We start from the raw sequence: 24,815 nt of genomic DNA, 5'->3' as shown, positions 1-24,815 counted from the left end.
CATAGGCAAACCGCAGCGATGCGTCACCCGGCTTTAACGGCCGAGCGAGCGGGCCTTGCGTGCGGCGTAGCGCGCGTCGCGCAGTGCCTTGAGTTCGGCAGCCGTGGGGGGCGCCTTTGCCTTGCGTTCCGCTTCGGCCTTGGCCTTTTCCTCTTCGAGGCGGAGGCGTTCGGCCTCGGCGGCAGCAGCCTTTTCAGCCTTTTCGCGCGCGATCGCGTCGCGCTTGGCCTGGCGCTTGGCCTCTTCCTCAGCCTCGCGGGCGAGGCGCGCTTCCTGGCGCTTGGCGAGTTCGGCCGGATCGAGCTTGGGCTGGGCCTTCAGGCGCTCAAGCGCCTTCTTCTTGGCCTCGGCGGCAAGGGCAGCGCGGTCTTGGAAGGTCGGTACTTTATAACCCATGAGTTCTCACATGCTGGGGTTGGAAAGGGGTACGCCGTAGAGGTCGTGCTCATCGGCGTCTTCGATGGCGACAGAAACGATGTCGCCCTGCTTGAGGTGCGCGGCGTCGCGAAGGAACACTTCGCCGTCGATCTCGGGTGCGTCGGCCTGGCTGCGGCCCGTGGCGCCCTCGTCACCGACTTCGTCGATGATCACGTCGAGGGTGCGGCCGATCTTGGCCTGGAGCTTGGCGGCGGAGATCGCCGCGGTCTTCTCCATGATGCGGGCGTAGCGCTCTTCCTTGACTTCTTCGGGCACGGCGCCCGACAAGTCGTTGGCGGCGGCGCCTTGGACGGGTTCGAAGCGGAAGGCACCGACGCGGTCGAGCTGGGCTTCATCCAGCCAGTCGAGCAGGTACTGGAAATCGGCCTCGGTCTCACCGGGGAAGCCGACGACGAAGGTCGAGCGGATGGTGATGTCGGGTGCGATCGACCGCCAGTGGCGCAGGCGCTCGAGCACCTTGGCGTCGTTCGCCGGGCGCTTCATCGTGCGCAGGACGCTGGGGGCGGCGTGCTGGAACGGGATGTCGAGATAAGGGAGGATCAGCCCCTCCGCCATCAGCGGGATGACCTGATCGACGTGGGGGTAGGGGTAGACATAATGCAGCCGTACCCAGGGCGCTATCTTGCCGAGTTCGCGCGCCAGGTCGGTCATGTGGGGGACGACTTCTTCGCCCTTCCACATCCGGGGCTGCTTGCGGATGTCGATGCCATAGGCGCTGGTGTCCTGGCTGATGACCAGCAGTTCCTTGGTACCGGCTTCGACCAGCTTTTCGGCCTCGCGCAGGATCGCGTCGGGGCGGCGGCTGACCAGGTCGCCGCGCAGCGCCGGGATGATGCAGAAGGAGCAGCGGTGATTGCAGCCTTCCGAGATCTTGAGATAGCTGTAGTGGCGCGGCGTCAGCTTGAGCCCGGCATCGGGAACGAGGTTGACGAAGGGCGAGGGCGGCATCGGTGCCGCTTCGTGCACTGCGCCGACAACTTCCTCATATTGATGCGCGCCGGTGACGGCGAGGACGTTGGGGAAGCGGGCGCGGATGACCTCGGCCTCCTTGCCCATGCAGCCGGTGACGATGACGCGGCCGTTTTCGGCGATCGCTTCGCCGATCGCCTCGAGCGACTCTTCCTTAGCGGAGTCGAGAAAGCCGCAGGTGTTGACCAGCACGACGTCTGCGCCCGAATAGTCCGGGGACATGGCATAGCCGTCGCTGCGCAGCTTGGTCAGGATGCGTTCGCTGTCGACCAGGTTCTTGGGACAGCCGAGCGAGACCATCCCCACCTTGGGGGCTTCAGGAAGTTTGGTTGCCATGATTGCGGCGCGACATAGGGATTTCTGGGGAAATTGCTAGAGAGGGCGGTTGCGTACCCCTTCGATCGCTTTGGTGCCGCGGAGGATTTAGGCTGCCGCTACCGGTCCCTTGAACAGGAAGAACGCGCCCGCGGCGATCAGGGCGAAGCCGATCAGGTGATTGGGGGTGATGCGCTGGCCTAGGTACAGGATCGAGAACACGGCGAAGACGCACAAGGTGATGACTTCCTGCATGCCCTTGAGCTGCGCGGCGGAATAGATGCTGCTGCCCCAGCGGTTGGCGGGGACGGCCAGGCAATATTCGAAGAAGGCGATGCCCCAGCTGACCAGGATGACTGCCAGCAGCGGCTTGTCCTTGAACTTCAGGTGCCCGTACCAGGCGAAGGTCATCAGGACGTTGGAGCCGATCAGCATCAGGATCGGGAGGAGGCGGGCGAGCAGGGGTGCGGTCATGCCGCGACCATGTCGCCCGCGCCGGTGAGGTCAAGCCTGAGGGAGGGCGTCGCGACAATCTCGATCACGGTGTCGCCGGCGAGCAGCGTCGCCGCCTCGGCATCGGCGAAGCTGTAGGCTTCCCCATTGCGGCGAAGCTGGACTCCCAGCCCCGTAGCGATGGCGCTCAGGGGCTTGCCGATCTCCTCGACGCGCACCGGGCGCTCGGTCAGCGCGACCTTGCCGCGCGCGGAGGCGAGGTCGGCGAGGTAGTCGGCGATGTTGGTGCCGGTGCACGAACTTGCGAGCAGCAGGCCCGCAAAGCTGACCGGGTTGATCACGGTGGTGGCACCCGCCGCGCGGGCGGGGAATTCATTGTCCTCGTTGCGGACGATGACGCTGATCGGCAGATCGGGGGCGAGATGCCGGGCGGTCAGGGTGATGAGGATCGAGGTGTCGTCGCGCCCGGCGGCGACGATCAACGCCTCGGCCTGGGTGATCCGGACTTCCTCCATCAGCTGGTCACGCGTGGCATCGCCCTGGACGACGATGCAGCCGCATGCGTGGGCGCGGGCGATCGCATCCGCATCCGCGTCGATCACCACGAAGCTTTCAGGCGGAGTGCCGCGCGCGATCAGTTCGTCGACGGCTTCGGAGCCGGTCTTGCCATAGCCTGCGATCACGATGTGGCCGCGCAGGTTCCGCTGGATAATCGTCATGCGCCATCTGTCCCAGCTACGCTTGAGCACGAAATTGTAGGCAGTGCCGAGGAAAAGCAGCACCACGAACACGCGGATCGGCGTCACCACCAGCGCATCGAACAGCCGCGCGCTCGTGCTGACCGGCACGATGTCCCCATAGCCGGTGGTGGTGATCGAGATCGACGTGAAATAGATGATGTCGAGGAAGCTGACATGCCCGTCGGCGGTGTCCTTCAACCCCTCGCGTTCGATCCAGTGCACGCCGACCGCGAGCGCGAGCAGCCCCAGCACCGCCGCTACGCGCCAGCCGATCGCCAGCCATACCGGCAGGCTCGACTTGCGTTTCAACGTGCCGGGCTGGAGCGCCATCAGCGCGCCGGAAGCCGGGTGAGCGGATCGACGGGGGTGCGGCCTTGGCGGACCTCGAAATGGAGCTCGGGGCGATCGGCAAAGCCGGAATTGCCCGAGCGGGCGATGGTCTGGCCCTTGCGCACCGACTGGCCGCGCTGGACGAGCAGCTGACCGGCATGGCCGTACACGCTGGTCATGCCGTTGCCGTGCTTGAGGATGACGAGGCCGCCCAGTGCGGGCACGTCGCTGCCGACATAGGCAACGACGCCGTTCGCCGCTGCGAGCACAGGCGTGTCGAGCGGCACGGCGATCTTGATGCCGTCGTTGCGCTCGCCGCTGCGGCCTGGGCCGAAACGGCGCACCACCTTGCCGGTGACCGGCCAGGCGAGCAGACCGGCGGCGCGCTTGGCAGGGGCGGCAACCGGCGTGGTCGCCGGCAGGACGCGGGCGGAGGAGGCTGTCGGCTTGGCCGGCGCGGCATTGACGGCGAGCGCGGGTTCGCCGCCGGTCAGGATATCGTCGATGTCGATGTGGAAGCGCGCGGCGCGCTGCTCCAGCGTTTCGGGACCGGTCTGCGGGATCAGCAGCCGCTGTCCGGTGCGCAGGATATAGGGTTCGGTAAGCGCGTTGGCTGCGACGACCTGCGACCAGGCGACGCTATAGGCACGGGCGATGGCGATGCCGCTCTCGCCGGCGCGGACCAGATGGTAGCGGCCGCCGGGGATCGTAAGCCGCTGGCCGGCGCGCAGCATGTTGGGGGCGGGGATGGCGTTCGCACGGGCAATCGCCTCGGCACCCGCACCTGTCTTGGCGGCGATGGCGCCCAGCGTATCGCCGGGCTGCACGACATAGGTGGAGCTGGACACCTGGCGGGCATCGGCGACGACGCGGCGGGCTTCCCAGGCAGGCGGTGGGGCAGGCAGGGCGCGGACGTCCTGGTCCAGCGCGCGGCGCTCATACTCGCTCTCCGGCACCTGCTGCGGCGTTCGTGAAGGCAGAGGGCGCTGTTGCTGTGACGCGGGCTGCGGCATTGGCGGCGGCTCGCTTGCCGCCGAACTGTAGCCCGAAGGCGGAATGCATCCCGCCAATGCTGCGCCCGCAACGACCGCGAAGCCTGCGTGCCGATATGTCCTGGTCAACCCCCACATGGCGTTAACTATAGACGGATTTCAGCCTTTCGAGCGAGTCCCTGTGGGTGAGATCGAGTTGCAGCGGGGTGACGGTGACATAGCCCTGCTCGATCGCCTCCAGGTCAGTGCCGGGGACAGGCACGATCGGCAGGCGGCCCATGGCCAGCCAGTAATAGTCGAAGCCACGCGGATCGGTACGCTTGTCGACGCCGACGCGGCCATAATCGCGCAAGCCCTGCGACACGACCTTGATGCCCTGCACCGCGTTGGACGCGACCGGCGGGAAGTTGATGTTGACCAGCGTGCGCGGCGCCCATTCCATGTCGAGCAGCGGCTTGAGCGCGCGTTCGCCCCAAGCCTCGGCAGCGTCGAAGGACACTTTGTCGCCCGAGCCGGTATGCGCATAGCGCTGGCTGAGCGCGACCGAGCGGATGCCGGCGAGTGCGCCTTCCATCGCGGCGGACACGGTGCCCGAATAGCTGACATCCTCGGCAATGTTGCCGCCGCGGTTGATGCCGGACAGGATCAGGTCCGGCTTGTTGTCCTTCATCGCCTCGGCCAGCGCGAACATCACGCAGTCGGTGGGCGTGCCATGGACGGCGTAGCGGTTCTCACCATGGCGGCGGACGCGGAACGGGTCAGTCAGCGAGAGCGAGCGGCCCTTGCCCGATTGCTCATCCGCCGGCGCGATGACCGTGATGTCGTCGGAAATGGTGCGGGCAAGCTTCTCCAGCAGCGCGAGGCCGCGGGCGTGATAGCCGTCGTCGTTGGTGAGGAGGATGCGCATCAGCGCAACGGTTCCAGTAGCTCCAGCCCGCCGAGATAGGGGCGCAGCACCTCCGGCACCGCAACCGCGCCATTCTCCTGCTGGTAGTTCTCGACCACCGCCACCAGCGTGCGGCCGACCGCGAGGCCGGAACCGTTGAGCGTGTGGACGAAGCGGGTGCCCTTTTCGCCTTCGGGGCGATAGCGGGTGTTCATGCGGCGCGCCTGGAAATCGGTGCAGGTCGAGCAGCTGGAGATTTCGCGGAAGCGCGCCTGGCCCGGCAGCCACACTTCGAGATCGTAGGTGCGCGCGGCGGTGAAGCCCATGTCGCCGGTGCACAGCTTCATGCGACGATAGGCCAAGCCCAGCTTGTCGAGGATGCCTTCCGCGCAGGCGGTCATGCGCTCATGCTCGGCTTCGGAGGCTTCGGGGGCGGTGATGGAGACCATCTCCACCTTTTCGAACTGGTGCTGGCGGATATAGCCGCGCGTGTCGCGTCCGGCTGCGCCGGCTTCGGAGCGGAAGCACGGGCTGAGCGCGGCAAGGCGCAGCGGCAGCACGTCGTTCTGCAGGATCTGCTCGCGCACCGAATTGGTCAGGCTGACTTCGGCGGTGGGGATCAGCCAGCGGTCGTCGGTGGTGTGGAAGCTGTCTTCGGCGAACTTGGGCAACTGGCCGGTGCCGAACATGGTCTCGCCACGGACGAGCAGCGGGACCACGGCTTCCTCATAGCCATGCTCCTGCGTCAGCGTGTCGAGCATGAACTGACCGAGCGCGCGGTGGAGCCGGGCGGCGGGGCCGCGCAGGAAGGTAAAGCGCGATCCCGAGATCTTCGCGCCGGTCTCGAAGTCGAGCCCGAGCGCCGGGCCGATCGCGTCATGCTCGCGCGGCTCGAACGCGAAGCTCGGAACGGTGCCGCGTTCGTGGACGAGGGCGTTGTCCTCCTCGCCACCCCCCTGGGGCACGTCGCGCAGCGGCAGGTTGGGGATCGCCGCGAGCATCTCGTTCAGCTCTGCGCCGACTGCCTTTTCCTCGGCATCGATCTGCGGCATCCGCTCCTTCAACGCGGCGACTTCGGCCATCAGGTCGGTGGGGTCGTCGCGGCGGGCCTTGGCCGCGCCGATCGCCTTGGACGCTTCGTTGCGGCGGGACTGTACCGACTGCGCTTCGGTGATCAGCGCGCGGCGGCGCTCGTCCAGCGCGAGCAATTCTGCCGAGCGGGGTTCCACTCCGCGCAGGGCAAGGCCCTTGTCGAAGGCTTCGGGATTTTCGCGGATCGATCGGATGTCGTGCATGGCCGACGCTATGACGGGGGCGACAAAACCGCGCAACCCTGGCGCGAAGCAGGGCGTTAGGGAGGCAGAACCGAAACAAGGAGACAGGTTTATGCAGGTTCCTCATCAGGCAGTGGTTCTGGTTGCCGACGGGCGAAAGATGCTGTTCCTCAGGAATCAAGGGGATGCCGAATTCCCGAACCTGCAGGTCGAGGCCAAGGAGATCCACGAGAACCCCAAGGACTCGGACCAGAAGCGGGATCAGTCGGGCCAGTCATCCTCGACGCAGAGCGGCCCCGGTGCGCCGGCGGTGGCGCAGAACGGATCGATGCACGCCAGCGGCGGCGGCGCGCAGTTCGCGCCCGCACGCGGGCTGATGGGCGAAACCGACTTCCACCAGCTGGAAGAAGACAAGTTCGCCGCCGAAACGGCGGACATGCTGAAGAAGCGCGCGCTCAACAACGATTTCGAATCGCTGATCATCGTGGCGCCGCCCAAGACGCTGGGCGAGCTGCGCAAGCATTATCACCAGTCGGTGAGCGAGCGGCTGACCGGGGAGATCAGCAAGGACCTGACCGGGCACACGGTGGTCCAGATTGAGGAAGCGCTGTTGAAGGCGGAATAAGACAAGCGAACTGCCCCGGCGCGCGGCCGGAGAGCCGGGAGCGGAATCCTTAACTCGCGTTCGTCATCCCGGCCTTGAGCCGGGATCCCGCTTCTTCTTCTGTGGGGCAAGGCAGCGGGACCCCGGCTCAAGGCCGGGGTGACGAAAGAAGAAGGGGCGCTCTGAATCTAGGATAAAGGGCGGCGCCTAAGAGACGCGCTCCTCAGGCCTCGGCAGCTGCTGCCGGGGCCTTTTTGCTGAACCGCTTGCGGACGACCAGCGCGGCCGCGGCGCCGCCGAACAGCAGCACCATCGGCGGGGCAGGGACCGGCGCCGGCCCGCCCGAGCCGCCGCTGCCACCCGAGCTGCCACTGCCGCTGCCGCCGTTGCTGCCGCTCGAGGTCCAGCCGCTCGAGCCGTTCCATCCGCTGGAGCTGCCGGGCTTGTCGGGCTTATCAGGATAGTTGGGCTTGTCCGGCTTGCCAGGCTTGTTGTCCTGATCCTGGTCCTGATGTTGACCCTGGCCTTGTCCTTGACCCTGGCCTTGGCCTTGGCCTTGGTTCTGTTCCTGGTGGTTATTGTTCTCGTTCTGGTTGTTGTTGTTATTGTTGTTCTTATTCTCGTTGTTGTTTTCGTTGTTATTCAGATTGTTGTTCTTGTTGTCGATCTCGATGTTGATGTCGACGCCGCTGCTGCCGGAGCTGCTGCCCGAGGCCGAGCCGCCGAAGAACCCGCCGGCGAAGAACCCGCCCGCAAAGCCGCCGCCGCCCGAACCGCCGATCACGCCCGAGCTGCTCGATCCGCCGGAGCTGGACGACACGAACGGCGCCGGCACCGGAATGGGCGCGCCCTGCGCGGTCATCACCACCACCTGCGGCTGGGCCTGAGCGGTCGTCGTGGTGGTGGTCTTCACGACTCGGCGCAGCGTCTTCTTCGCGACTGCGGCGGTGGCGACCTTGCGCACCACGCGCTTCTTGGCGACGACATGCTGCTTGACCACCTTGGGCTGCTGGACGCGCTCGGCGACGTAAACGCCAGAGCCACCAATCACTGCACCGCCACAAGCGCAGGCGCAGAGTTTCGCCAAAGCCATGCGAACCGACATGATGTCCCACTCTCTTGTTGCTGGACAGTGCTGCCGACGTTTGCATCGACACCAGTGCGCCACTCCTTGGATAGAAAGTGCAAAACAAACTATTAAGCGCAAGTGGGTGAATGGCTGTTAACCTTGATCCGGGACGTATTTCTTTGCCCACGCAGGAAATATTATGGTTAACGTTCGATAACGGCACAGATGCTATGCCCGCCGGTGCGGCAAACCTGCGCGCCGCCGAACAGTGCGAACTCGGACGATGAACTTAGCTCCGGCTAATATCCATGCAGGAAGAGGGTATTGACGCGCACAATCATTCGCTTGTGAAGGCGATGTTGCGAAAGTATAGGCGCGTCCGGGCAACTGGCGGTTTTCGGGGGCTTGGCCACTCGAACACCGGTGAGGAGAGTGGGGATGGCTACCGTTTTGGACTGCTACGACGAACCCGAGAAAACCCTGCCGTCTGCGGCGAACGACCGTCCGGACGGATACAGGCCGCACAATGACGAGCCCTTTATGGGGCCAAGGCAGCTCGCCTATTTTCGCGACAAGCTGCACGCCTGGAAGGATGCGATCTGCCGCGAAGCCGCCGGTACGCTGAACCATCTTCAGACCGACACGCTGCGCGAAGCGGATTTGACCGACCGCGCGTCGAGCGAGACGGACTGGTCGATCGAGCTGCGCACCCGCGACCGCCAGCGCAAGCTCATTTCCAAGATCGACGCGGCACTGCGCCGGATCGAGGAAGGCGAATATGGCTATTGCGAAGTGACCGGCGAGCCGATCCCGCTCGGCCGCCTGGAAGCGCGTCCGACCGCGACCATGACGGTGGAAGCGCAGGAGCGTCACGAGCGCAACGAAAAGGTCTCACGCGAGGAATAACGTGTGGGGGACCGGGCGGCGGCGCGGATTCTTACCGATTCGATAAGGATTGCTGGTGTAATCCGCCCACCAGCCCCTTACGCGTTTGAGCAGTACCGATGGAACAGTTTACGCCTGAATCGATGAACGCGCTATCTGCGGAGGACTTTACGGTCCCGCGCAGTGGCGCCCGCGACAGCTTATTGCTGACCGCGCAGTTCCGCGTGGATGGCGAGGAAGTTCACCAGGTTCGCGTGCGCAACCTGTCTTCGGGCGGGCTGATGGCCGAGTTTGCCGGGCCGATCATGCCGGGTACCCCGGTGGAGATCGAAGTGCGCGGCGTGGGCTGGGTCAGCGGGCGTATCGCCTGGGCGACGGACGGGCGGGTGGGCGTCGCCTTTTCGAGCGAGATCGATCCGATGCGCGCGCGCCGGCCGGTGGGCAAGGGCGGCTCCACGCCTGGCTATCGGTCGCGCTGAGGCGCATCGCAATGACCGGGGCAGCGGCAGGCATGCCCCGCCCCGGGTCGCGCCGTGTTTAGCGGCCGAGCTCTTCCTTTAGCCGCAGCTTTTCCTTCTTGAGCTGCGCGATCAGCATCTGGTCGGGCAGTGGCCGCTGCGACTCGGAGCTGATCTGCTGATCGAGCTTCGTGTGCTTGGCGCTGAGAGCCGACAGGTGCGCATTCTGCATGGAAGTTCTCCTTCAGGGTCGCTGGGGGATGGAAGTAGAACAGCTTTTGGCGGGCGTGTCTCGCCCGGATCGCCCACACGCGACGACGCGTCGAAATCGCGCGATGGTCCGTTGCGATACGCGGGCCCATGGTGCAGGAAGCCGCCACGGGGGCGTGCATGAGCGTAGGCGAGATACAACAGCGGCTGGAAGCGCTGCGATCCGAGCACCGCGATCTGGACGTGGCGATCCTGGCGCTGCTCGATACCGGCACCGCTGACCAATTGCAGATTGCCCGGCTGAAAAAGCGAAAGCTCAAGCTGCGTGATGAGGTCACCCTGCTGGAAGATCAGCTGGTGCCGGACATCATCGCATGATGCTCCGTCTTCATACGCCTGCCTGAGATTAAGCATTTTGTTGGGCCAGCCGCTGTGGCAATCGTCGCGGGCATGACCAGCCACAGCGCATCCTTGATCCATCGGCGGCTGATCGACTCGCTGTATATCGAGGCGATGCTGCTGGCCGACGAGGCGCGCGCCTATTTCGACATTGTCGGGCGCAGCGAGCGCGATGGTCTGGCGGCGCTGCATCGGGTGGCATTTTCGTGCGAGTCGCTGAAGGTGACGACGCGGCTGATGCACATCATCGCGTGGCTGTTGACGCAGCGCGCGGTGGAGGGCGGCGAGATCCCGCGGCGCGACGCACTGCTGCCCTCGCGGCGACTGGGCGAGGCGCCGGAGACCGACGCCGCGACGCTGGCGGCAATGCCGGGACAGGCGGCGGCGATCATCGGGACCAGCATCGGGCTATACCGGCGCGTAGCGCGGCTGGACCAGACGCTGGAGCAACCCGCGGCGGTGTCCAGCCCGGCGCGCAACATGATGGACCGGCTGGCGGCGGCTTTCTGAGCTTTCCCCGTCATCCCGGCCTTGAGCCGGGAGCCCGCTTCTTCTTCCTCTGACGGTCAAGTCAAAAGGCAGCGGGACCCCGGCTCAAGGCCGGGGTGACGAAGGAAAAAGGACGAGCCCCCACTTAGACCAGCGCCGCTCGCGCCGCGTCATACTCCGCCTTCATCCGCTCGATCCGCACCGCGGCCGGCTCCACCGTGCGCACCGCGCCAATGCCTTGGCCCGAGCCCCAGATGTCCTTCCACGCCTTGGCCCCGCCAAAGTCCATGGCCGTGGGATCGCTTTCGGGCAGCTTGTCAGGGTCGAGCCCGGCGGCCAGGATCGAGGCTCGGAGGTAATTGCCGTGCACCCCGGTGAACAGGTTGGAGTAGACGATGTCGCCCGCCCGGCCGTCGACCACCCCCTGCTTGTAGGCGGCGACGGCATTGGCTTCATCGGTGGCAATGAAGGGCGAGCCGATATAGGCGAGATCGGCGCCAAGCACCTGCGCCGCAAGGATCGCGCGGCCGGTGGCGATCGCACCTGACAGGATTAGCGGACCGTCGAACCAATCGCGGACTTCCTGCACCAGCGCAAAGGGGTTGAGCCGGCCGGCATGACCGCCGGCGCCCGTAGCTACCAGGATCAGCCCGTCGGCGCCCTTCTCCACGGCCTTGTGCGCGAAGCGGTCGTCGATCACGTCGTGGAGGGTGATGCCGCCCCAGCTATGGACGGCATCGTTGAGTTCGGGCCGGGCGCCGAGCGAGGTGATGACGATCGGCACTTTCCACTTGGCACAGGTGGCGACGTCCTGCTCCAGCCGCTCGTTGGAGCGGTGCACGATCTGGTTGACGGCAAAGGGCGCGGCGGGAGTATCCGGATGGTCGCGATCCCAGGCGGCGAGTTCTTCGGTGATGCGGTGAAGCCACTCGTCCAACTGGCTTTGCGGCCGGGCGTTGAGCGCCGGGAAGGAGCCGACGATCCCGGCCTTGCACTGGGCGATGACCAGTTCGGGTACCGAAATGATGAAGAGCGGCGATCCGATGACGGGCAGCCGGAGACGGTCGAAAAGCGGGGGCAGGGCCATGACGAAACTGTAGCGCCTCGCATGCCGCTGTCCATGCCGTGCCCCGGAACGCTACGGCAGGCGGGGCCGCGCCTCAGCCGACTCGGGTGAGCCCGGAGGCATATTGCCGCTGCTTGGCAGCGTAGAGCGCGGCGCTGGCCTTCAGCAGCGCCTTTTGCGCGTCGTCGAGCGGGCGTACCGCGCGGGCGGGCGAGCCCATGATGAGGTGGCCGGACGGAAAGGTTTTGCCCTCCGTCACCAGTGCGCCGGCGCCGACCAGGCAATCCTCACCGATCACCGCCCGGTTGAGAATGGTCGCGCCCATACCGATCAGGCTGCGGTTGCCGATGGTGCAGCCGTGCAGGATGGCGTGGTGACCGACCGTCACGTCCTCACCCACCGTGCAGGGCGCGCCGGGGTCGGAATGCAGCATCGCGCCTTCCTGGATGTTGGAGCGCGCGCCGACGGTGATCGGCGTATTGTCGGCGCGGATCACCGCGCCGAACCAGACGCTGACGAGTTCGGCGAGTTGAACGTCACCGATCAGATCGGCGCTGGGGGCGACCCAGGCATCCGACGCCAGAACAGGCCGCTCGCCGCCGATCTCGTACAGCGGCACCGCTTAGAACAGCGGCGCGTCGAAGCCGGCGGGCAGCTGCGGCTGCAGGCCGAGCGCCATGGCGATTGCGACTGCCCCCAGCAGCATCGCCAGGGTCGAGGACAGCGAGAACAGGCCCCAGCCGACCATGGTCATCATCTGCGGGGTCGGACGCTGCTGGCGCTGGTTGCGCTGCATCGCCATCACCACGAACATGCCGAGCATCGCGTACATAAAAATCAAGAATTCGATCATGATAGCCCTCCCCGGCCGTTCGGCTTCCTGGCTAGCGGGACAAGGTTAACGGTTCAATGCCGTGCTGTTACGGATCGTCGCGTAAGATGGGCGTTGATCGCGGCTTTGGCCGCGCGGGGCCTGTATCGTAGGGCCGCTTGCATCGCGGAAGCGCCCCGACTAGAGAGCCGCGACTTTTCCACAATTTGTAGCAGGAGCCGCACGGCCATGGCCGCGACCCGGACCTTTTCGATCATCAAGCCCGATGCAACGCGTCGCAACATCACCGGTGCAGTCACCAAGATGCTGGAGGAAGCCGGCCTGCGCGTCGTCGCTTCCAAGCGCATCCAGATGAGCCGTGAGCAGGCCGAGGGCTTCTACGGCGTGCACCGCGAGCGCCCCTTCTTCAACGATCTGGTCGAGTTCATGATCTCGGGCCCGGTCGTCGTGCAGGTGCTGGAAGGCGAGAACGCCGTGCAGCGCAACCGCGACATCATGGGCGCGACCAACCCGGCCAATGCCGATGCCGGCACGATCCGCAAGGAACTGGCCGAGTCGATCGAGGCCAACTCGGTCCACGGCTCGGACTCGGAAGAGAATGCCGAGATCGAGATCAACTTCTTCTTCAAGCCCGAAGAGATCGTCGGCTGATCATTTCGCTTCCGCAATGAAGCTGGAAGGCCGGGGCATTTGCCTCGGCCTTTCTCTTTTGAGCGATCCTTCTACCCTCTACAGCACCCTCAACGCGCCAGAGTAATCCCATGCTTCGCCTGTCCGGACTCGCCCTTCCGCTCGACCATGCACCCGAAGCGATCCCGTCTGCCGTCGCCAAGCGCCTGGGTGTCGGGGAAGATGCGGTGCTGGAGTACAAGGTGTTCAAACGCGGCAACGACGCGCGCCGCAAGAACGCGATCCAGCTGGTCTACACGGTCGACGTGACGCTCGTCGACGAGGTCGAGGTGCTGGCACGCCTCGCTGGGGACAAGGACGTGCGCGCAACCCCGGACATGGCGTACCGCTTCGTCACGCAGGCGCCGCAAGGCTGGAGCGGGCTGCGGCCGGTGGTGATCGGGGCCGGGCCCTGTGGCCTGTTCGCCGGGCTGATCCTGGCGCAAATGGGGTTTCGCCCGATCATCCTGGATCGTGGCAAGATCGTACGCGAGCGGACCAAGGACACCTGGGGCCTGTGGCGCAAGTCCGAGCTGAACCCGGATTCCAACGTGCAGTTCGGCGAGGGCGGGGCGGGGACGTTTTCGGACGGCAAGCTTTATTGCCGAGTGAAGGACCCGCGCTTCCTGGGCCGCAAGGTGCTGGAGGAGTTCGTGAGGGCCGGCGCTCCCGACGACATCCTGTGGGAGGCGCATCCGCATATCGGCACCTTCCGCCTAGTCACCATGGTCGAAAGCATGCGCCGCACCATCGAGGAGCTTGGCGGCGAGTATCGCTGGCAGACGCGAGTCGATGATGTGGCGCTCGACCGGCTTGCCGACGGTCGCCACAAGCTGCGCGGGCTGCACCTGCATGATGGCAGCTTCCTGGAGGCGGATCATGTCGTGCTGGCGGTGGGGCACAGCGCACGTCCCACCTTCCAGATGCTCCACGACCGGGGTGTGCACATCGAGGCCAAGCCTTTTTCAATCGGGGTGCGGATCGAGCATCCGCAAAGCTGGGTCGACCAGGCGCGCTACGGCAAATGCGCCAAGCATCCCGATCTCGGCGCGGCGGCGTACAGCCTGGCGCACCACTGCGAGAATGGCCGTACGGTCTATAGCTTCTGCATGTGCCCGGGTGGGCGCGTGGTGGCAGCGACCTCCGAAGAGGGCCGCGTGGTCACCAACGGCATGAGCCAATATTCGCGGGCCGAGTTCAATGCCAACTCCGGGCTGGTCGTAGGGATCGACCCGGCGCGCGATTATCCGGAAGGGCCGTTGGCGGGAATCGACTTGCAGCGGCATTGGGAATCGCTGGCGTTCGTCGCAGGCGGATCGAACTACCATGCGCCGGCGCAGACGGTGGGCGACTTCCTGGCCGGGCGGCCCTCGACGGCGCTGGGCGAAGTGATCCCGTCCTATCAGCCGGGCGTGACCCCGACGGATCTCTCCACCTGTTTGCCGCCGTTCGTGCTGGAGTCGTTCCGCGAGGCGCTGCCGGCGTTCGGGCGCCAGATCGCGCGCTATGACCATCCCGATGCGGTAATGACCGGGGTCGAGACGCGGACGTCCTCGCCGATCCGGATCACGCGCGGGGCGGACTTCCAGAGCCTGAACGTCGAGCGGCTGTTCCCGGCGGGCGAGGGCGCGGGCTATGCTGGCGGGATTCTCTCGGCGGCGATCGACGGGATCAAGGTCGCCGAGGCCGTGGCCAGGAGCATCACCGCAAGCTGAGGTCCGTCAGGCTGTACGGGGAAGGGTAATCGTCGCCAGCAGGCCGCCGCCCTCCCGGTTCGCCAGCGTGATGGCGCCGCCTGCATCGCTAACGATGGCGTTTGCGAGCGCTAGCCCCAGGCCGATGCCGCCGGTCTCGCGGTTGCGGGAGCTTTCCAGCCGGGTGAAGGGCGTGAATACCGCGGCGAGCTTGTCCTCGGGTATCCCCGGGCCGCGGTCGGCGACCTCGATGCGGACGCGCTCGGCGGTGGGCACCAGGCGGACTTCGGCGCCGCCGGCATATTTAACCGCGTTCTCGATCAGGTTGCGAACGGCGCGGCGCATGAGGGCGGAGCGCAGGTGCATGCGCAGGCGTGGCGCTTCTTCGAACTGCACATCGTGGTCGAGATCGCGGAAGTCCTCGACCACGGCGTCGATGAGCGCGGACAAGTCGACATCGGTGGCGGGCTCGCTGGGGCGGCCGAGACGCGCGAGCGAGAGGATGTCCTCCAGCGTGCGGTTCATTTCGTCGATGGTGTCGGCCATGCGGTTGCGGTCGTCGTCATCCTCGACCGACTCGATGCGCACCCGCAGCGCCGCCAGCGGCGTGCGCAGGTCATGACCGATGGCCCCTAACATGCGGTCCTTTTCGTCGAGCATGGCCGTAACGCGGCGGCTGAGGTGGTTGTACGCGCCAATTACCGCGCGGACGTCGCTCGGACCGCTTTCCTCAAGCGGGGGCACGCCATCGCCCGGGCGGAAGCTGCGCGCGGCCAGCGCAAGGGTGCGGAGCGGGCGAGCGATCCGCCGGCCGGCCAGCAGCAAGGGAATCAGCACGACGATGTAGAGGATGAGGGTTTGCGCGACGAGCTGCCAAACCAGTCCGCGCTCCATGCGCGGCCAAGCGCCGCGCAAGGACAGCCACCGCCCATCCGGCATTTCCACTGCGACGCGAAGCTCGCCGCCCGCGCGGCGGAGGCGTTCGGCGCGGTTGGCGGGTATCCCAGGAAGCGGGTGATCGGGGGCGATGCGCTGGACCGTGACAATGACCTGGAGCGGCTTAATGCCTGCGTCTTGCAGGCTCTGGCGAAAGTCGGCTTCTAGGTCGCTGCGCCGCTCGCCGCCGGCAATGGGGTTGGCCGCGGTGACCTGAACGCGCGAGCCGCCCTGCGAAGCTTCGCCGGTGCGGCGTCCGCGCGCCCTGTCGGGCGGGGCCGGGTTGTTGAGCCGTTCGCTGGTGTCCACCAGCCGCGTCACTGCAGGTACGATGACCTGGCTGTAGCGAAAGGCGCGCCGCTCGCGCAGCAGCATGCCAAAGTTGATCGCCTGGGCCACGAACAAGGCAAGTGCGACGAGCAGCGCCATCTGGCCGGCAAGGCTCTTGGGCAACAGGCGCCTCACAGGCGCGTCACTTCGGCCGCCAGCGTGTAGCCGCCGCCCCAGACGGTCTTGATGATCGTCGGGTTCTTGGCATCTCCCTCGATCTTCTTGCGCAGCCGGCTGACTTGGTTGTCGATCGCACGGTCGAACGCGGCGGCTTCACGGCCCTGCGTTAAGTCGAGCAACTGGTCGCGGGTGAGCACCTGACGCGGGCGCGTTACGAGCGCATGGAGCAGGTTGTACTCGCCCGTGGATAGCGGCACCGAAACGCCTTCGCGGTCGACCAGGGTGCGCTCTCCGGCCTTCAGGACCCAGCCTGCAAAGGCGAAGCTGCCGGCGTCCGGGGCGTGCTGCTTAGTGCCTCCGGCCTGGATGCGGCGAAGGACGACCTTGATGCGCGCGGCCAGTTCGCGCGGGCTGAACGGCTTTACGACATAATCGTCCGCGCCCATTTCCAGCCCGACGATGCGGTCGGTCTCCTCTGCGCGAGCGGTGAGGAGGATCACCGGCGTCTCGCTGGTCTCGCGGATGTGGCGGCAGAGCGACAGGCCGTCTTCGCCGGGCATCATGATGTCGAGCACCACCAGATCGATCGCATAGGCTGCCATGCGGGCGCGGGCTCCTTCGGCATCGCCGGCCTGGGTGACGCGAAAACCCTGTTTGGTGAGGTACTGCGCGAGCGGCTCGCGGATCGAGCGCTCGTCGTCGACGAGGAGGAGGTGCGGGGTGTCGGACATGATGCGACCGTAACAACTCACCGGATGAAGGGAAGTGCCGGGACGCAGGTGCGCTGCGCCCCGGCTTGCGCTTAGCGGCCTGCAGGTGCTGCGGCACCGTGGTGACGGCCGTGCCCGCGCATCGCCTTCATCTTGGCGTGTGCGGCCTCACGTTCGGCCTTGTCGATGCTGCCATTGCGGTTGGTGTCGACGCGGTCGAAATGCGTGGTGACGGTGGCGCGCATCTCGGCGAGGGTGACGAAGCCGTCGCCATTGCCGTCGAAATGCTTTGCCATTCCACGATGGCCGCCGCGCTTGCCGCCTTCCGTATGCTTGGCCTGGCGCTGCTGGCGTGCGGCCTGGCGTTCGGCGTCGGACAGCGTGCCGTCCTTGTTAGTGTCGAAACGCTCCAGCATCTTCTGCTGGAAGGCGGCGCGCTTGCCATCATCGGTGCCGCCGGGCTTGCGCATGCCGGCGCGGTGCGGCTTGCCCGCGCGATATTCTTCGCGGCTGATCTGGCCGTTCTTGTCGGCGTCGAGCTTGGCGAAGCGCGCGTCGGCGGCGGCAAGCACTTCCTGGCGAGTCAGGATGCCGTCGCCGTTCATGTCGGCCCTCATCATCGGGTTGCCGCGGCTGGGGGCCTGCTGAACGGAGGCGTAGGCGGTGCCGCCGAGCAGGGTGGCGCCGAGCAGCGTTGCGAGGATCGTCTTCTTCATGGGTGCGGAACTCCGGTGCAAGATCCGCGGGGTTGTCCGCGGTTGATGCCCTTCTGAGCCCGAGCTGTCGCAAGTCTTTGCCAACAAAGCGGAAAAGTGTCGCAACTTGTCGTGGTGTCGCTTCAGTCCATGTAGCGCTCGCGCAGTTCGCGCTTGAGGATCTTGCCAATCGGATTGCGGGGTATCTCGTCGATGCGGCGAAGCGCTGCCAGCCGCTGCGTCTTGCCGGCGCGGTCATTGTACCATTTGAGGATTTCCGCGGGATCGCCGGAGCCGACGAAGAACCCGGCGGGCGCCTCGCCCCATTGTTCGGAAGGTACGCCGATCACCGCGCAATCCTGCACGCCGGGATGCCCGAGGAGCATGGCTTCGAGATCGGAAGGGTAGACGTTGAACCCCCCCGAGATAATCAGGTCCTTCTTTCGGTCGATCAGCGTCAGGAAGCCATCGTTGTCGAACCGGCCGAGGTCCCCGTGGCGAATGTAGCGCTGGCCGTCTGTGTCGAACCAGCAGGCATCGGCCGTAACGTCGTCGCGCCCGTGATAGCCGCTCATCATCGCGGGCGAGCGGCCGACAACTTCGCCAATCTCGCCGCTGGGCACTTCGCGCCCGTCTTCGCCGATGATGCGGATGTCGTGGCCGGGCAGCGGCGTGCCGACGGTGGCGAGCTTCGTCGGGTGGGCGTTGCAAACCAGCACGGTGGTGCCGCCGCCTTCTGTCATTCCATAATATTCGACCAGCAGCCCGGGCCAGCGCGCGACTATTTCCGCCTTCAGCGCGGCGGAGAAGGGGGCGCTGGAGCAGCTTTTGAGCTGGAAGCTGGACAGGTCGAAGCGGTCGAAGTTGGCAAGCGCCATGATGCGCTGATACTGAACCGGCACCAGCATGGTTATCGTTGCGCGGTGGCGCTCGGCCTGGACCAGGAAGGTGCGCGCGTCGAATTTGCGCATCAGCACCACGGTGCCGCCCCAACCGAGTGTCGGCAGGACACTGACGAGGGTGGTGTTCGAATATAGCGGGGTGGCTACCAGCGTGACGGCCCGGTCGAAGCCAGCAGGCGCGCGGGCGATGTGGAACCAGCGCATCGCGTGGGGCTGCACTACGCCTTTGGGCGTGCCGGTGGTGCCCGAGGAATAGATGAGGTTGAACGGATCGGCGGCGGTGACGTGCACTGGCTGCGGCGAGGAGCCTTCCGGCGCCAGCCATGCATCCAGTTCGTCGAGGCGGATCTTGCGCGTCCCGAGCGCAAGCGGCGCATATTCGGCTTCGATGAAGACGATCGGCGCGGCGCTGTCGCACACCATCGCCGCAAGCTGATCCGGTGCCGCCGAGATGGCGAGCGGCGCTGGCACGCATCCGGCGCGCAGCGCGCCGAGGAATACCACGACATGCGCGATTGAATTGCCGCCCAGAATCGCGATGGCGGTTCCGGCGGTCACGCCGTCGCGCTGAAGCGCTGCCGCCACGCGATCTACGGCGCCATCGAGTTCGGCATAAGTGACGCAGACGTCTTCGCAGTGGATTGCGGGCTTGGAGGCCTGTTCACGGCCATGTGCGCGGATCAGGTCCGCCAGGTTCGCGAAGTCGCTGCCCAGCAGGGCCGCGGCGGTTGGTAAAGTCTCCCCCATGAAATTCGCGCTAGGCGAGCCGCGCGGCGATTGCCAGTGGCCGCGGGCAGACGACGCCGCAGCGTCGCCGGCCGCTTCGGATCAGGCTTTGGTGGTCGGCGCCTGACCGAACAGAATCTTCTTCTGCTCATCGGTCAACGGCGCATTGGACGGGCGGATTTCCTCACCCTTGGCATAGGCGCGCAGGGTGGCGGGCCGCGTCTGGATGGTCTCGAACCAACGTTTGAGGTTCGGGAAGTTGTCAAGCTTCTGCTTGTGCACCTCGTGCGGCACGATCCACGGGTAGCAGGCCATGTCGGCGATGGAATAGTCGCCCGCAATGAAGGCGCGGTCCTCTAGCCGCCGATCAAGCACGCCATAGAGCCGCGCGGTCTCATTGGTGTAGCGGTTGATGGCGTATTCGACTTTTTCGGGCGCGTAGACATTGAAGTGTCCGTTCTGCCCGGCCATCGGGCCAAGCCCGCCCATCTGCCACATCAGCCATTGCAGTTGGTCAACCTTGGTGCGTTCATCGGGGCCGAAGAACCGGCCGATCTTGTTCGCCAGGTAAAGTAGGATCGCGCCGCTTTCGAACACGCTGATCGGTTCGCCGCCGTCCTGTGGCGCACGATCAATGATCGCGGGCATGCGGTTGTTCGGGGAGAATTTGAGGAAAGCCGGATCGAATTGGTCGCCGGCGCCGATGTCGATCGGCTTGATCTGATATTCGAGCCTGGCCTCTTCGAGAAAAAGCGTGATCTTGTGGCCGTTGGGCGTGGGCCAGTGATAGAGTTCGATCATGTGCTGCATTTCCCGCGCTCGTGGAGCGCCGCAGATAGGAAGCAGCGGACGGTGTGCAATTGGGGCAAGTGATTTTACCCGCAGCGTGTGGCCGTGTCGGCGGCAATGTTTCGAAATAAAGGTTCTGCGGAAGGCAAGGTCGGGTCAGCTTCCGCACCACAGCGGGATACCCTCAGAAAACTCCCACCTTCTTTCGCTTGACGGCAGCCGATCAAAATAGTGTTATTCGAGGATAGGGTATGGAGCCGCGAAGTGTTCCGGCCCGCACAGGGAGAGGAAAGATGATGCGGCTACGCTTATTGTCGGCCTGCGCCATGACGGCGATGGTGATCGCGACGGCAGCGCCTGCCCAGGCGCAGGACGCTGGAAGCAGCACGGATTCGGGCGTGCAGACGCCGGGAACGGACCCAGTTGTGCAAGGCGGCGCGGTTTCGCAAGCCGGAGAAGGCGACAACGAAGAGATCGTGGTCACCGCGCAGGGCCGCGTGCAGGCGCTGTCAGACGTGCCGCTGGCGGTGTCAGCGGTCACGTCGGAGCAGCTTGAGCGCACCGGCGCGACTGACATACGCCAGCTGAACCAAGTGGCGCCATCGCTGCTGGTTTCCTCCACTGGTAACGAAGCCAACGCGTCCGCGCGTATCCGCGGCGTCGGCACCGTGGGCGACAATCCGGGCCTGGAGAGCTCGGTCGCGACCTTCATCGACGGCGTGTACCGCTCGCGCACGGGCCTGGGCCTGAACGACCTGGGCGAGATCGAGCGCGTCGAAATCCTGCGCGGTCCGCAGGGCACGTTGTTCGGCCGTAACGCTTCGGCCGGTCTGCTCAACATCGTGACCAAGGGGCCCTCCTTCACCTTTGGCGGCATGGCCGAGGCAACCTACGGCAATTATGATTTCTGGCGCCTGCAGGGCGCCGTGACCGGTCCGCTTACCGAGCAGCTCGCGTTCCGGTTGGACGGGTTGTACGCCAAGCGCGACGGCTATCTTCGGGACGTGAATACCGATAACCGGTTCAACGACCGCGACCGCTACCTGGTGCGCGGGCAATTGCTGTTCGAACCCAGCTCCGACCTGTCGATCCGTCTGATCGCGGATTACAGCCATCGTGAAGAGGATTGCTGCGCCGCCGTGTTCGCGACCGAGGATGTCGCGCCGGGCAATCGCGGCCTGATCACGCCGACAAGCTCGGTTGCGCGGGTGCTGACCGGGATTACCGGCACGACCTTCGCACAGTACTTCCCGGCGGCCGGCGACGCCTATTCCCGCCGTGTCGCGGTGTCGTCCAATCGCAGCTATGCCGGCGAAACTGAGGATTACGGCTTTTCCGGCGAGATCAACTGGAAGCTGGGCGGCGCTTCGCTGACTTCGATCACTGCCTATCGCAATTACAGCGCGTACCAGGCCGCCGACGCCGACTATGGCCTGGCCGATATCCTCTATTTCGGGCCCGACACGGGCCGCGAGTTCCGGACCTTCTCGCAGGAGTTACGCCTTCAGGGTAATGCATTCGGCGACCGGCTCGACTGGTTGGTCGGCGGCTATTACGCCAATGAAAAGCTTCAGACCCGCCAGGAGCTGAAGTTCGGCAACGATTATGGCCGCTTCGCGAGCTGCCGTATCGCGCTGTCGGCACTGGGTGCGATCTCGCCCACCAATGTCGGCTGCCTAAGCCCGGCGACGGTGGCGGGGCTGAACTCGGGGCTTTCGCCGCTCGGCCCATTGGGTCCGATCGCGGTGGGCGGGCTCCGGCTGCTCGACACAGTCCGCGATGTCGGCGACGATACTGCCGACTTCAATCAGACGAGCGAAAACTTCGCCTTCTTCACGCACAACATCGTGCATCTGACCGACAAGCTCGATCTGACGCTGGGTCTTCGTTACACCAACGAGACCAAAACGATGGATGCGAGCTTCAACAACACTAACACCGTTTGTCCGACTGCGCAGCGCAATCTGCTGCCCTATCTCGCCGCCTCGCAGGCGCTGATCGGCGGCATCATCTCGCTGGCATGCCAAGGCGGATCTTCGGCCGGCATCAACGGGCTGACGCTGGACGACCAGCGCAAGGAAGACCGGTTCACCGGCACCGCCATCCTGTCCTACAAACCGACCGACGACCTGCTGGTGTATGGCAGCTACTCGCGGGGCTACAAGGCGGGTGGCTTCAACCTGGACCGCTCCGCCTTCCGCAACCCGGCGGCGACGCAGCCTTTCCCCATCTTCCCTGCAACGCCGGCGAACGCCGACTTCTATGAAGACGTGCTGCAGTTCGACGAGGAGACGGTCAACGCCTATGAAGTGGGCGTGAAGTTCACGCGGCCGGGCTTCAACATCAACGTCGCGGCATTCCGCCAGGAGTTCAGCAACTTCCAGCTGAACACGTTCAATGGCACGGTGTACATCGTCCAGAACATCAACGGCTGCGATGACGATCTTGGTGGGCTCGACCGCGATTTGAGCCCGACCAGCGGCGCATGCAGCGGTGACATCAAGCCTGGCGTCGTCTCCAAGGGTGTCGAAGTGGAGTTCGGCCTGTCGCCGGCACGCGATCTGCGCGCCAATTTCGGCTTTACCTATGCCGACACGCGCTTTGCCGACAATCTGGTGGGCAGCAAGACGGGTGCTCCGCTCGACCCGCAGCTGCGGCTGCTTCCGGGTGATCAGATGTCCAACGCGCCCGAATTCGTCGTCACGAGCTCGGTCGCCTGGACGCCGTCGCTTGGCGGTAATCTGCGCGGTCTCGCCTATGTCGATGCGCGCATGACCAGCGACTATAACACCGGCTCCGACCTCTTCCCGCAAAAGGAGCAGGACGGCTTCGTGCTGGTAAACGGCCGTATCGGGATCAGCGGAGACAACCAGCTCTGGTCGATCGAGCTGTGGGGCCAGAACCTGCTGAACACCAACTATATGCAGGTCGGTTTCAGCTCGCCGTTCCAGGCGGTGAGCACCACGCCTACGCCCGGCTATCCCGGCGGATCGCAGATCTTCTCGGCCTATCTGTCCGAACCACGGACCTATGGCGTGACGCTGCGCTCACGCTTCTGAAAACCCTGACCTGAACGTGAGAGGGCCCGCGGCGAGATCTGCGGGCCCTTTCTTGTTGGGGGAACCTCCAGCGGCGTTGCTGCGATTAGCTCTGGCAGCGCAGAGTGGCGCTTGAGGGAGATGCAGGCAAATGGCCGAAGACCGGGTCACGATCGACAACAACACGCTGCTGGACAATGTCGGCGACCGACAGGTGGAGTTCGCTGGCGAGGCCAGCGGCGAGCGCTATGACTTTGCCGTGCAATATGACGTGCTGGAAGCGCTGAGCGCGCGCATTCCAGCTGACGACGCGACTGCGATCTTCCAGCATTATTCCAGCGACATCGAGCGGGCTGCGGCGCGTGCGCTGGCGCGGTACAATGATGTCGGCCGGATCATCGTGAGCGGCAACGATCTGGAGCAACCCTGGCCAGCCGAGCGGCCGCACCAGCAGAACTAACGGGTTCAGGCGGTCAGCACGCGATCGTCGAACAGGCCGAACATCAGCGTCGAGGCGTAAAAGGCGGCCGCCTTCTGCCTCGGCATGGTGCTCGCCCAGCCGCGCATGTCAAAGGCTGCATTTTGCAGCGCCATCAATGCCTGGCTGGCGACGAGCGGGTCGATCGCGCGGATCGATCCCTCGGCGATCCCGTCTGACAACATTCCGGCAAAACGCCGGGCGATGCGATTCGATCGGTCGATCATCGTCGTTCGTGCTTCCGGCGGGAGCCCGGACAGCGCCGTAGTGCGAAGCAAGGGGCCGCGTTCGGAGAACTGGTAATCCAGGAGCGTGGCGATCGTGCTTTCCAGGCGGTCCCACTGACTGCCCGCATGGCGCTCCGCCAGCCGCTGGGTCTCGACGATGATGTCGAAACTGCGCCGGTAACAGGCAGTCACCAATTCGTCCTTGGCATCGAGATGGTGGTAGAAGCTGCCCTTGGTGACGTTGAGCTCGGACGCGATCCGCTGGACCGAAGCGCCCCGGTACCCGAGTTCATTGATCAGCCGGGTGGCGGCGAGCAGAAAGGCTTCCCGGCCCGGTTCCGGTTCCTGGTGGACGAGGGTCAGCAGCTGCGGCGCCCAAGGCTGGCCGGGCGCGGCGATGCCGTGGCGGAACACTTCCATCAGCCGGGCTTCGACCCGCGGATATTCATCGACTTCGTAGCGGTCGAGCCAGGCCGGCAGCCAGAAGGTGTTTTCCAGGAGCACATGAGCGCGGGCGCCGAACAGGTCGGTCTGCGCGCGGTGATTGCCGGTGCCCCAGATGCTGCGGGTCTTGCGGAAGATGTTGCGCCAGCCGGCGAGAAGCTGACCCTTGATCGGCTCTTCCATCGCACGGAGATCGGACAGGATGGCGAACGCCTTCTCCTCGCCGCGCTCGATCCGGGCGAGCCGTTCCACATGGTCGTGCAGGTAGCGGGCCACGCGGCGCTCGGGGGTAGTCTCGCGCAAAGCAGCATCGAGCATCGCGTCGAGCCGCGCGAGCGTTTGCTCGAACGCGGCGGCGGCAAGGTCTTCCTTGCGCTTGAAGTAATAGGTGACCGAGGTGGTGTTAAGGCCGACGCGGCGTGCAACGTCGGCAAAGGTCATGCCTTTGGCGCTCTGCTCGTTGATCGCATCGGCAGCGGCCGCCAGAATGGCGTCGCGCTTCGCCTGGAATCGCCTGGTGCCGCCTGCCTCGCCTTGTGTGTCTGACGCGTTCATTATGTGTGAGCTTAGCCGATTTGCGTGTCTGCCAAAGCGTTTTTTGAAGATGCCGTATCGGAAATTGCTCCTGTGACGGCCCTTTACCGAATA

27 protein-coding genes are annotated in these 24,815 nt (G+C 65.4%); 9 read left to right on the top strand and 18 right to left on the bottom strand.

All coding sequences use genetic code 11. The annotated features are described in order from the left end of the window. Positions 1-33 precede the first annotated feature (33 nt). The 7 genes from LQ953_RS07315 to serS all read right to left on the bottom strand — a co-directional run bounded on the left by LQ953_RS07315 (position 34) and on the right by serS (position 6,418). Positions 34-396, bottom strand: coding sequence for a DUF6481 family protein (locus LQ953_RS07315; protein ID WP_231030067.1), 363 nt, complete (start codon positions 394-396; stop codon positions 34-36). Positions 397-402: 6 nt separating this feature from the next. Beyond that, positions 403-1,743: a 30S ribosomal protein S12 methylthiotransferase RimO gene (gene rimO, locus LQ953_RS07310; protein ID WP_231030066.1), complete on the bottom strand. Its 1,341-nt coding sequence runs from the start codon at positions 1,741-1,743 to the stop codon at positions 403-405. Between the two features lie 87 nt (positions 1,744-1,830). Beyond that, positions 1,831-2,196: a DMT family protein gene (locus LQ953_RS07305; RefSeq protein WP_231030065.1), complete on the bottom strand. Its 366-nt coding sequence runs from the start codon at positions 2,194-2,196 to the stop codon at positions 1,831-1,833. After that, complete coding sequence (locus LQ953_RS07300) at positions 2,193-3,245, bottom strand: potassium channel family protein (RefSeq protein WP_231030064.1); 1,053 nt, start codon at positions 3,243-3,245, stop codon at positions 2,193-2,195. Before LQ953_RS07300 ends, LQ953_RS07305 begins: the two co-directional genes overlap by 4 nt. Then, complete coding sequence (locus LQ953_RS07295) at positions 3,245-4,375, bottom strand: M23 family metallopeptidase (protein ID WP_269141354.1); 1,131 nt, start codon at positions 4,373-4,375, stop codon at positions 3,245-3,247. The genes LQ953_RS07300 and LQ953_RS07295 overlap by 1 nt, the downstream gene beginning before the upstream one ends. Before the next feature lie 4 nt (positions 4,376-4,379). Next, positions 4,380-5,144 carry a 5'/3'-nucleotidase SurE gene (gene surE, locus LQ953_RS07290; protein ID WP_231030062.1) on the bottom strand — a complete coding sequence of 255 codons (765 nt, stop codon included), beginning with the start codon at positions 5,142-5,144 and terminating at the stop codon, positions 4,380-4,382. After that, positions 5,144-6,418, bottom strand: a complete 1,275-nt coding sequence (gene serS / locus LQ953_RS07285; RefSeq protein WP_231030061.1) for a serine--tRNA ligase — start codon at positions 6,416-6,418, stop codon at positions 5,144-5,146. Before serS ends, surE begins: the two co-directional genes overlap by 1 nt. 91 nt (positions 6,419-6,509) lie before the next feature. On the opposite strand from serS, the gene LQ953_RS07280 reads away from it, so the two are divergent. Further along, positions 6,510-7,022 (top strand): host attachment family protein, encoded by a 513-nt coding sequence (locus LQ953_RS07280; RefSeq protein WP_231030060.1) that lies wholly within the window; start codon positions 6,510-6,512, stop codon positions 7,020-7,022. Between the two features lie 202 nt (positions 7,023-7,224). On the opposite strand, the gene LQ953_RS07275 is transcribed toward LQ953_RS07280, so the two are convergent. Beyond that, complete coding sequence (locus tag LQ953_RS07275; protein ID WP_231030059.1) at positions 7,225-8,106, bottom strand: hypothetical protein; 882 nt, start codon at positions 8,104-8,106, stop codon at positions 7,225-7,227. A 402-nt stretch (positions 8,107-8,508) separates the two neighbouring features. Between LQ953_RS07275 and dksA the strand changes: the two genes are divergently transcribed. Both dksA and LQ953_RS07265 read left to right on the top strand, forming a co-directional pair. Then, positions 8,509-8,976 (top strand): RNA polymerase-binding protein DksA, encoded by a 468-nt coding sequence (gene dksA / locus LQ953_RS07270; protein WP_231030058.1) that lies wholly within the window; start codon positions 8,509-8,511, stop codon positions 8,974-8,976. Positions 8,977-9,074: 98 nt separating this feature from the next. Continuing rightward, positions 9,075-9,434: a PilZ domain-containing protein gene (locus LQ953_RS07265; RefSeq protein WP_231030057.1), complete on the top strand. Its 360-nt coding sequence runs from the start codon at positions 9,075-9,077 to the stop codon at positions 9,432-9,434. A gap of 58 nt (positions 9,435-9,492) precedes the next feature. Here LQ953_RS07265 and LQ953_RS07260 read toward each other — a convergent pair whose 3' ends face one another. Next, complete coding sequence (locus LQ953_RS07260) at positions 9,493-9,645, bottom strand: YdcH family protein (protein WP_231030056.1); 153 nt, start codon at positions 9,643-9,645, stop codon at positions 9,493-9,495. A gap of 158 nt (positions 9,646-9,803) precedes the next feature. Between LQ953_RS07260 and LQ953_RS07255 the strand changes: the two genes are divergently transcribed. Both LQ953_RS07255 and LQ953_RS07250 read left to right on the top strand, forming a co-directional pair. Then, a complete protein-coding gene (locus LQ953_RS07255) occupies positions 9,804-10,001 on the top strand; it encodes a YdcH family protein (protein ID WP_231030055.1) in 198 nt (65 codons plus the stop codon). A gap of 72 nt (positions 10,002-10,073) precedes the next feature. Next, positions 10,074-10,532, top strand: a complete 459-nt coding sequence (locus LQ953_RS07250; protein ID WP_231030226.1) for a DUF1465 family protein — start codon at positions 10,074-10,076, stop codon at positions 10,530-10,532. Positions 10,533-10,656: 124 nt separating this feature from the next. Here the strand turns inward: LQ953_RS07250 and LQ953_RS07245 are convergent, their stop codons facing one another. The 3 genes from LQ953_RS07245 to LQ953_RS07235 form a co-directional block, all read right to left on the bottom strand. Continuing rightward, positions 10,657-11,598: an NAD(P)H-dependent flavin oxidoreductase gene (locus LQ953_RS07245; RefSeq protein ID WP_231030054.1), complete on the bottom strand. Its 942-nt coding sequence runs from the start codon at positions 11,596-11,598 to the stop codon at positions 10,657-10,659. A 73-nt stretch (positions 11,599-11,671) separates the two neighbouring features. Then, on the bottom strand, positions 11,672-12,196 hold the full coding sequence (locus tag LQ953_RS07240; protein ID WP_231030053.1) for a gamma carbonic anhydrase family protein: 525 nt from the start codon (positions 12,194-12,196) through the stop codon (positions 11,672-11,674). 3 nt (positions 12,197-12,199) lie between these two features. Further along, on the bottom strand, positions 12,200-12,430 hold the full coding sequence (locus LQ953_RS07235; RefSeq protein ID WP_231030052.1) for a hypothetical protein: 231 nt from the start codon (positions 12,428-12,430) through the stop codon (positions 12,200-12,202). Positions 12,431-12,637: 207 nt separating this feature from the next. On the opposite strand from LQ953_RS07235, the gene ndk reads away from it, so the two are divergent. Both ndk and LQ953_RS07225 read left to right on the top strand, forming a co-directional pair. Then, positions 12,638-13,060 (top strand): nucleoside-diphosphate kinase, encoded by a 423-nt coding sequence (ndk, locus tag LQ953_RS07230; RefSeq protein WP_231030051.1) that lies wholly within the window; start codon positions 12,638-12,640, stop codon positions 13,058-13,060. 110 nt (positions 13,061-13,170) lie between these two features. After that, positions 13,171-14,793, top strand: a complete 1,623-nt coding sequence (locus LQ953_RS07225) for an NAD(P)/FAD-dependent oxidoreductase (protein ID WP_231030050.1) — start codon at positions 13,171-13,173, stop codon at positions 14,791-14,793. Between the two features lie 6 nt (positions 14,794-14,799). Here LQ953_RS07225 and LQ953_RS07220 read toward each other — a convergent pair whose 3' ends face one another. From LQ953_RS07220 to LQ953_RS07200, 5 genes are all read right to left on the bottom strand, one after another. Then, a complete protein-coding gene (locus LQ953_RS07220) occupies positions 14,800-16,137 on the bottom strand; it encodes an ATP-binding protein (protein ID WP_231030225.1) in 1,338 nt (445 codons plus the stop codon). Between the two features lie 32 nt (positions 16,138-16,169). Next, entirely contained in the window at positions 16,170-16,889 is a 720-nt protein-coding gene (locus LQ953_RS07215) for a response regulator (protein ID WP_231030049.1), read from the bottom strand. 71 nt (positions 16,890-16,960) lie between these two features. Further along, a complete protein-coding gene (locus LQ953_RS07210) occupies positions 16,961-17,584 on the bottom strand; it encodes an EF-hand domain-containing protein (protein ID WP_231030048.1) in 624 nt (207 codons plus the stop codon). 122 nt (positions 17,585-17,706) lie between these two features. Then, complete coding sequence (locus tag LQ953_RS07205) at positions 17,707-19,212, bottom strand: class I adenylate-forming enzyme family protein (RefSeq protein WP_231030047.1); 1,506 nt, start codon at positions 19,210-19,212, stop codon at positions 17,707-17,709. 81 nt (positions 19,213-19,293) lie between these two features. Further along, the gene (locus LQ953_RS07200) at positions 19,294-19,992 is read right to left on the bottom strand and encodes a glutathione binding-like protein (protein WP_231030224.1); all 699 of its coding nucleotides are present in this window, start codon (positions 19,990-19,992) and stop codon (positions 19,294-19,296) included. A gap of 281 nt (positions 19,993-20,273) precedes the next feature. Between LQ953_RS07200 and LQ953_RS07195 the strand changes: the two genes are divergently transcribed. Together LQ953_RS07195 and LQ953_RS07190 are read left to right on the top strand one after the other, a co-directional pair. After that, positions 20,274-23,039, top strand: coding sequence for a TonB-dependent receptor (locus LQ953_RS07195; RefSeq protein ID WP_231030046.1), 2,766 nt, complete (start codon positions 20,274-20,276; stop codon positions 23,037-23,039). Positions 23,040-23,169: 130 nt separating this feature from the next. Next, the gene (locus tag LQ953_RS07190) at positions 23,170-23,478 is read left to right on the top strand and encodes a DUF1488 family protein (protein WP_231030045.1); all 309 of its coding nucleotides are present in this window, start codon (positions 23,170-23,172) and stop codon (positions 23,476-23,478) included. Positions 23,479-23,483: 5 nt separating this feature from the next. On the opposite strand, the gene LQ953_RS07185 is transcribed toward LQ953_RS07190, so the two are convergent. Next, positions 23,484-24,722 (bottom strand): TetR/AcrR family transcriptional regulator, encoded by a 1,239-nt coding sequence (locus LQ953_RS07185; protein WP_231030044.1) that lies wholly within the window; start codon positions 24,720-24,722, stop codon positions 23,484-23,486. Positions 24,723-24,815 lie beyond the last annotated feature (93 nt).

Source organism: Sphingomonas sp. IC-56, from assembly GCF_021043375.1.
Classification (GTDB): Bacteria; Pseudomonadota; Alphaproteobacteria; order Sphingomonadales; family Sphingomonadaceae; genus Sphingomonas.
Note: the sequence above shows the minus strand (reverse complement) of the source record. Positions and strands in the feature narration are given on the sequence as shown.

Excerpts from the sequence above, each read along its gene's own strand:
- LQ953_RS07315 (WP_231030067.1), bottom strand. The coding sequence starts at position 396 with ATGGGTTATAAAGTACCGACCTTCCAAGACCGCGCTGCCCTTGCCGCC.
- rimO (WP_231030066.1), bottom strand. The coding sequence starts at position 1,743 with ATGGCAACCAAACTTCCTGAAGCCCCCAAGGTGGGGATGGTCTCGCTC.
- LQ953_RS07305 (WP_231030065.1), bottom strand. The coding sequence starts at position 2,196 with ATGACCGCACCCCTGCTCGCCCGCCTCCTCCCGATCCTGATGCTGATC.
- LQ953_RS07300 (WP_231030064.1), bottom strand. The coding sequence starts at position 3,245 with ATGGCGCTCCAGCCCGGCACGTTGAAACGCAAGTCGAGCCTGCCGGTA.
- LQ953_RS07295 (WP_269141354.1), bottom strand. The coding sequence starts at position 4,375 with ATGTGGGGGTTGACCAGGACATATCGGCACGCAGGCTTCGCGGTCGTT.
- surE (WP_231030062.1), bottom strand. The coding sequence starts at position 5,144 with ATGCGCATCCTCCTCACCAACGACGACGGCTATCACGCCCGCGGCCTC.
- serS (WP_231030061.1), bottom strand. The coding sequence starts at position 6,418 with ATGCACGACATCCGATCGATCCGCGAAAATCCCGAAGCCTTCGACAAG.
- LQ953_RS07280 (WP_231030060.1), top strand. The coding sequence starts at position 6,510 with ATGCAGGTTCCTCATCAGGCAGTGGTTCTGGTTGCCGACGGGCGAAAG.
- LQ953_RS07275 (WP_231030059.1), bottom strand. The coding sequence starts at position 8,106 with ATGTCGGTTCGCATGGCTTTGGCGAAACTCTGCGCCTGCGCTTGTGGC.
- dksA (WP_231030058.1), top strand. The coding sequence starts at position 8,509 with ATGGCTACCGTTTTGGACTGCTACGACGAACCCGAGAAAACCCTGCCG.
- LQ953_RS07265 (WP_231030057.1), top strand. The coding sequence starts at position 9,075 with ATGGAACAGTTTACGCCTGAATCGATGAACGCGCTATCTGCGGAGGAC.
- LQ953_RS07260 (WP_231030056.1), bottom strand. The coding sequence starts at position 9,645 with ATGCAGAATGCGCACCTGTCGGCTCTCAGCGCCAAGCACACGAAGCTC.
- LQ953_RS07255 (WP_231030055.1), top strand. The coding sequence starts at position 9,804 with ATGAGCGTAGGCGAGATACAACAGCGGCTGGAAGCGCTGCGATCCGAG.
- LQ953_RS07250 (WP_231030226.1), top strand. The coding sequence starts at position 10,074 with ATGACCAGCCACAGCGCATCCTTGATCCATCGGCGGCTGATCGACTCG.
- LQ953_RS07245 (WP_231030054.1), bottom strand. The coding sequence starts at position 11,598 with ATGGCCCTGCCCCCGCTTTTCGACCGTCTCCGGCTGCCCGTCATCGGA.
- LQ953_RS07235 (WP_231030052.1), bottom strand. The coding sequence starts at position 12,430 with ATGATCGAATTCTTGATTTTTATGTACGCGATGCTCGGCATGTTCGTG.
- ndk (WP_231030051.1), top strand. The coding sequence starts at position 12,638 with ATGGCCGCGACCCGGACCTTTTCGATCATCAAGCCCGATGCAACGCGT.
- LQ953_RS07225 (WP_231030050.1), top strand. The coding sequence starts at position 13,171 with ATGCTTCGCCTGTCCGGACTCGCCCTTCCGCTCGACCATGCACCCGAA.
- LQ953_RS07220 (WP_231030225.1), bottom strand. The coding sequence starts at position 16,137 with ATGGCGCTGCTCGTCGCACTTGCCTTGTTCGTGGCCCAGGCGATCAAC.
- LQ953_RS07215 (WP_231030049.1), bottom strand. The coding sequence starts at position 16,889 with ATGTCCGACACCCCGCACCTCCTCCTCGTCGACGACGAGCGCTCGATC.
- LQ953_RS07210 (WP_231030048.1), bottom strand. The coding sequence starts at position 17,584 with ATGAAGAAGACGATCCTCGCAACGCTGCTCGGCGCCACCCTGCTCGGC.
- LQ953_RS07205 (WP_231030047.1), bottom strand. The coding sequence starts at position 19,212 with ATGGGGGAGACTTTACCAACCGCCGCGGCCCTGCTGGGCAGCGACTTC.
- LQ953_RS07200 (WP_231030224.1), bottom strand. The coding sequence starts at position 19,992 with ATGATCGAACTCTATCACTGGCCCACGCCCAACGGCCACAAGATCACG.
- LQ953_RS07195 (WP_231030046.1), top strand. The coding sequence starts at position 20,274 with ATGATGCGGCTACGCTTATTGTCGGCCTGCGCCATGACGGCGATGGTG.
- LQ953_RS07190 (WP_231030045.1), top strand. The coding sequence starts at position 23,170 with ATGGCCGAAGACCGGGTCACGATCGACAACAACACGCTGCTGGACAAT.
- LQ953_RS07185 (WP_231030044.1), bottom strand. The coding sequence starts at position 24,722 with ATGAACGCGTCAGACACACAAGGCGAGGCAGGCGGCACCAGGCGATTC.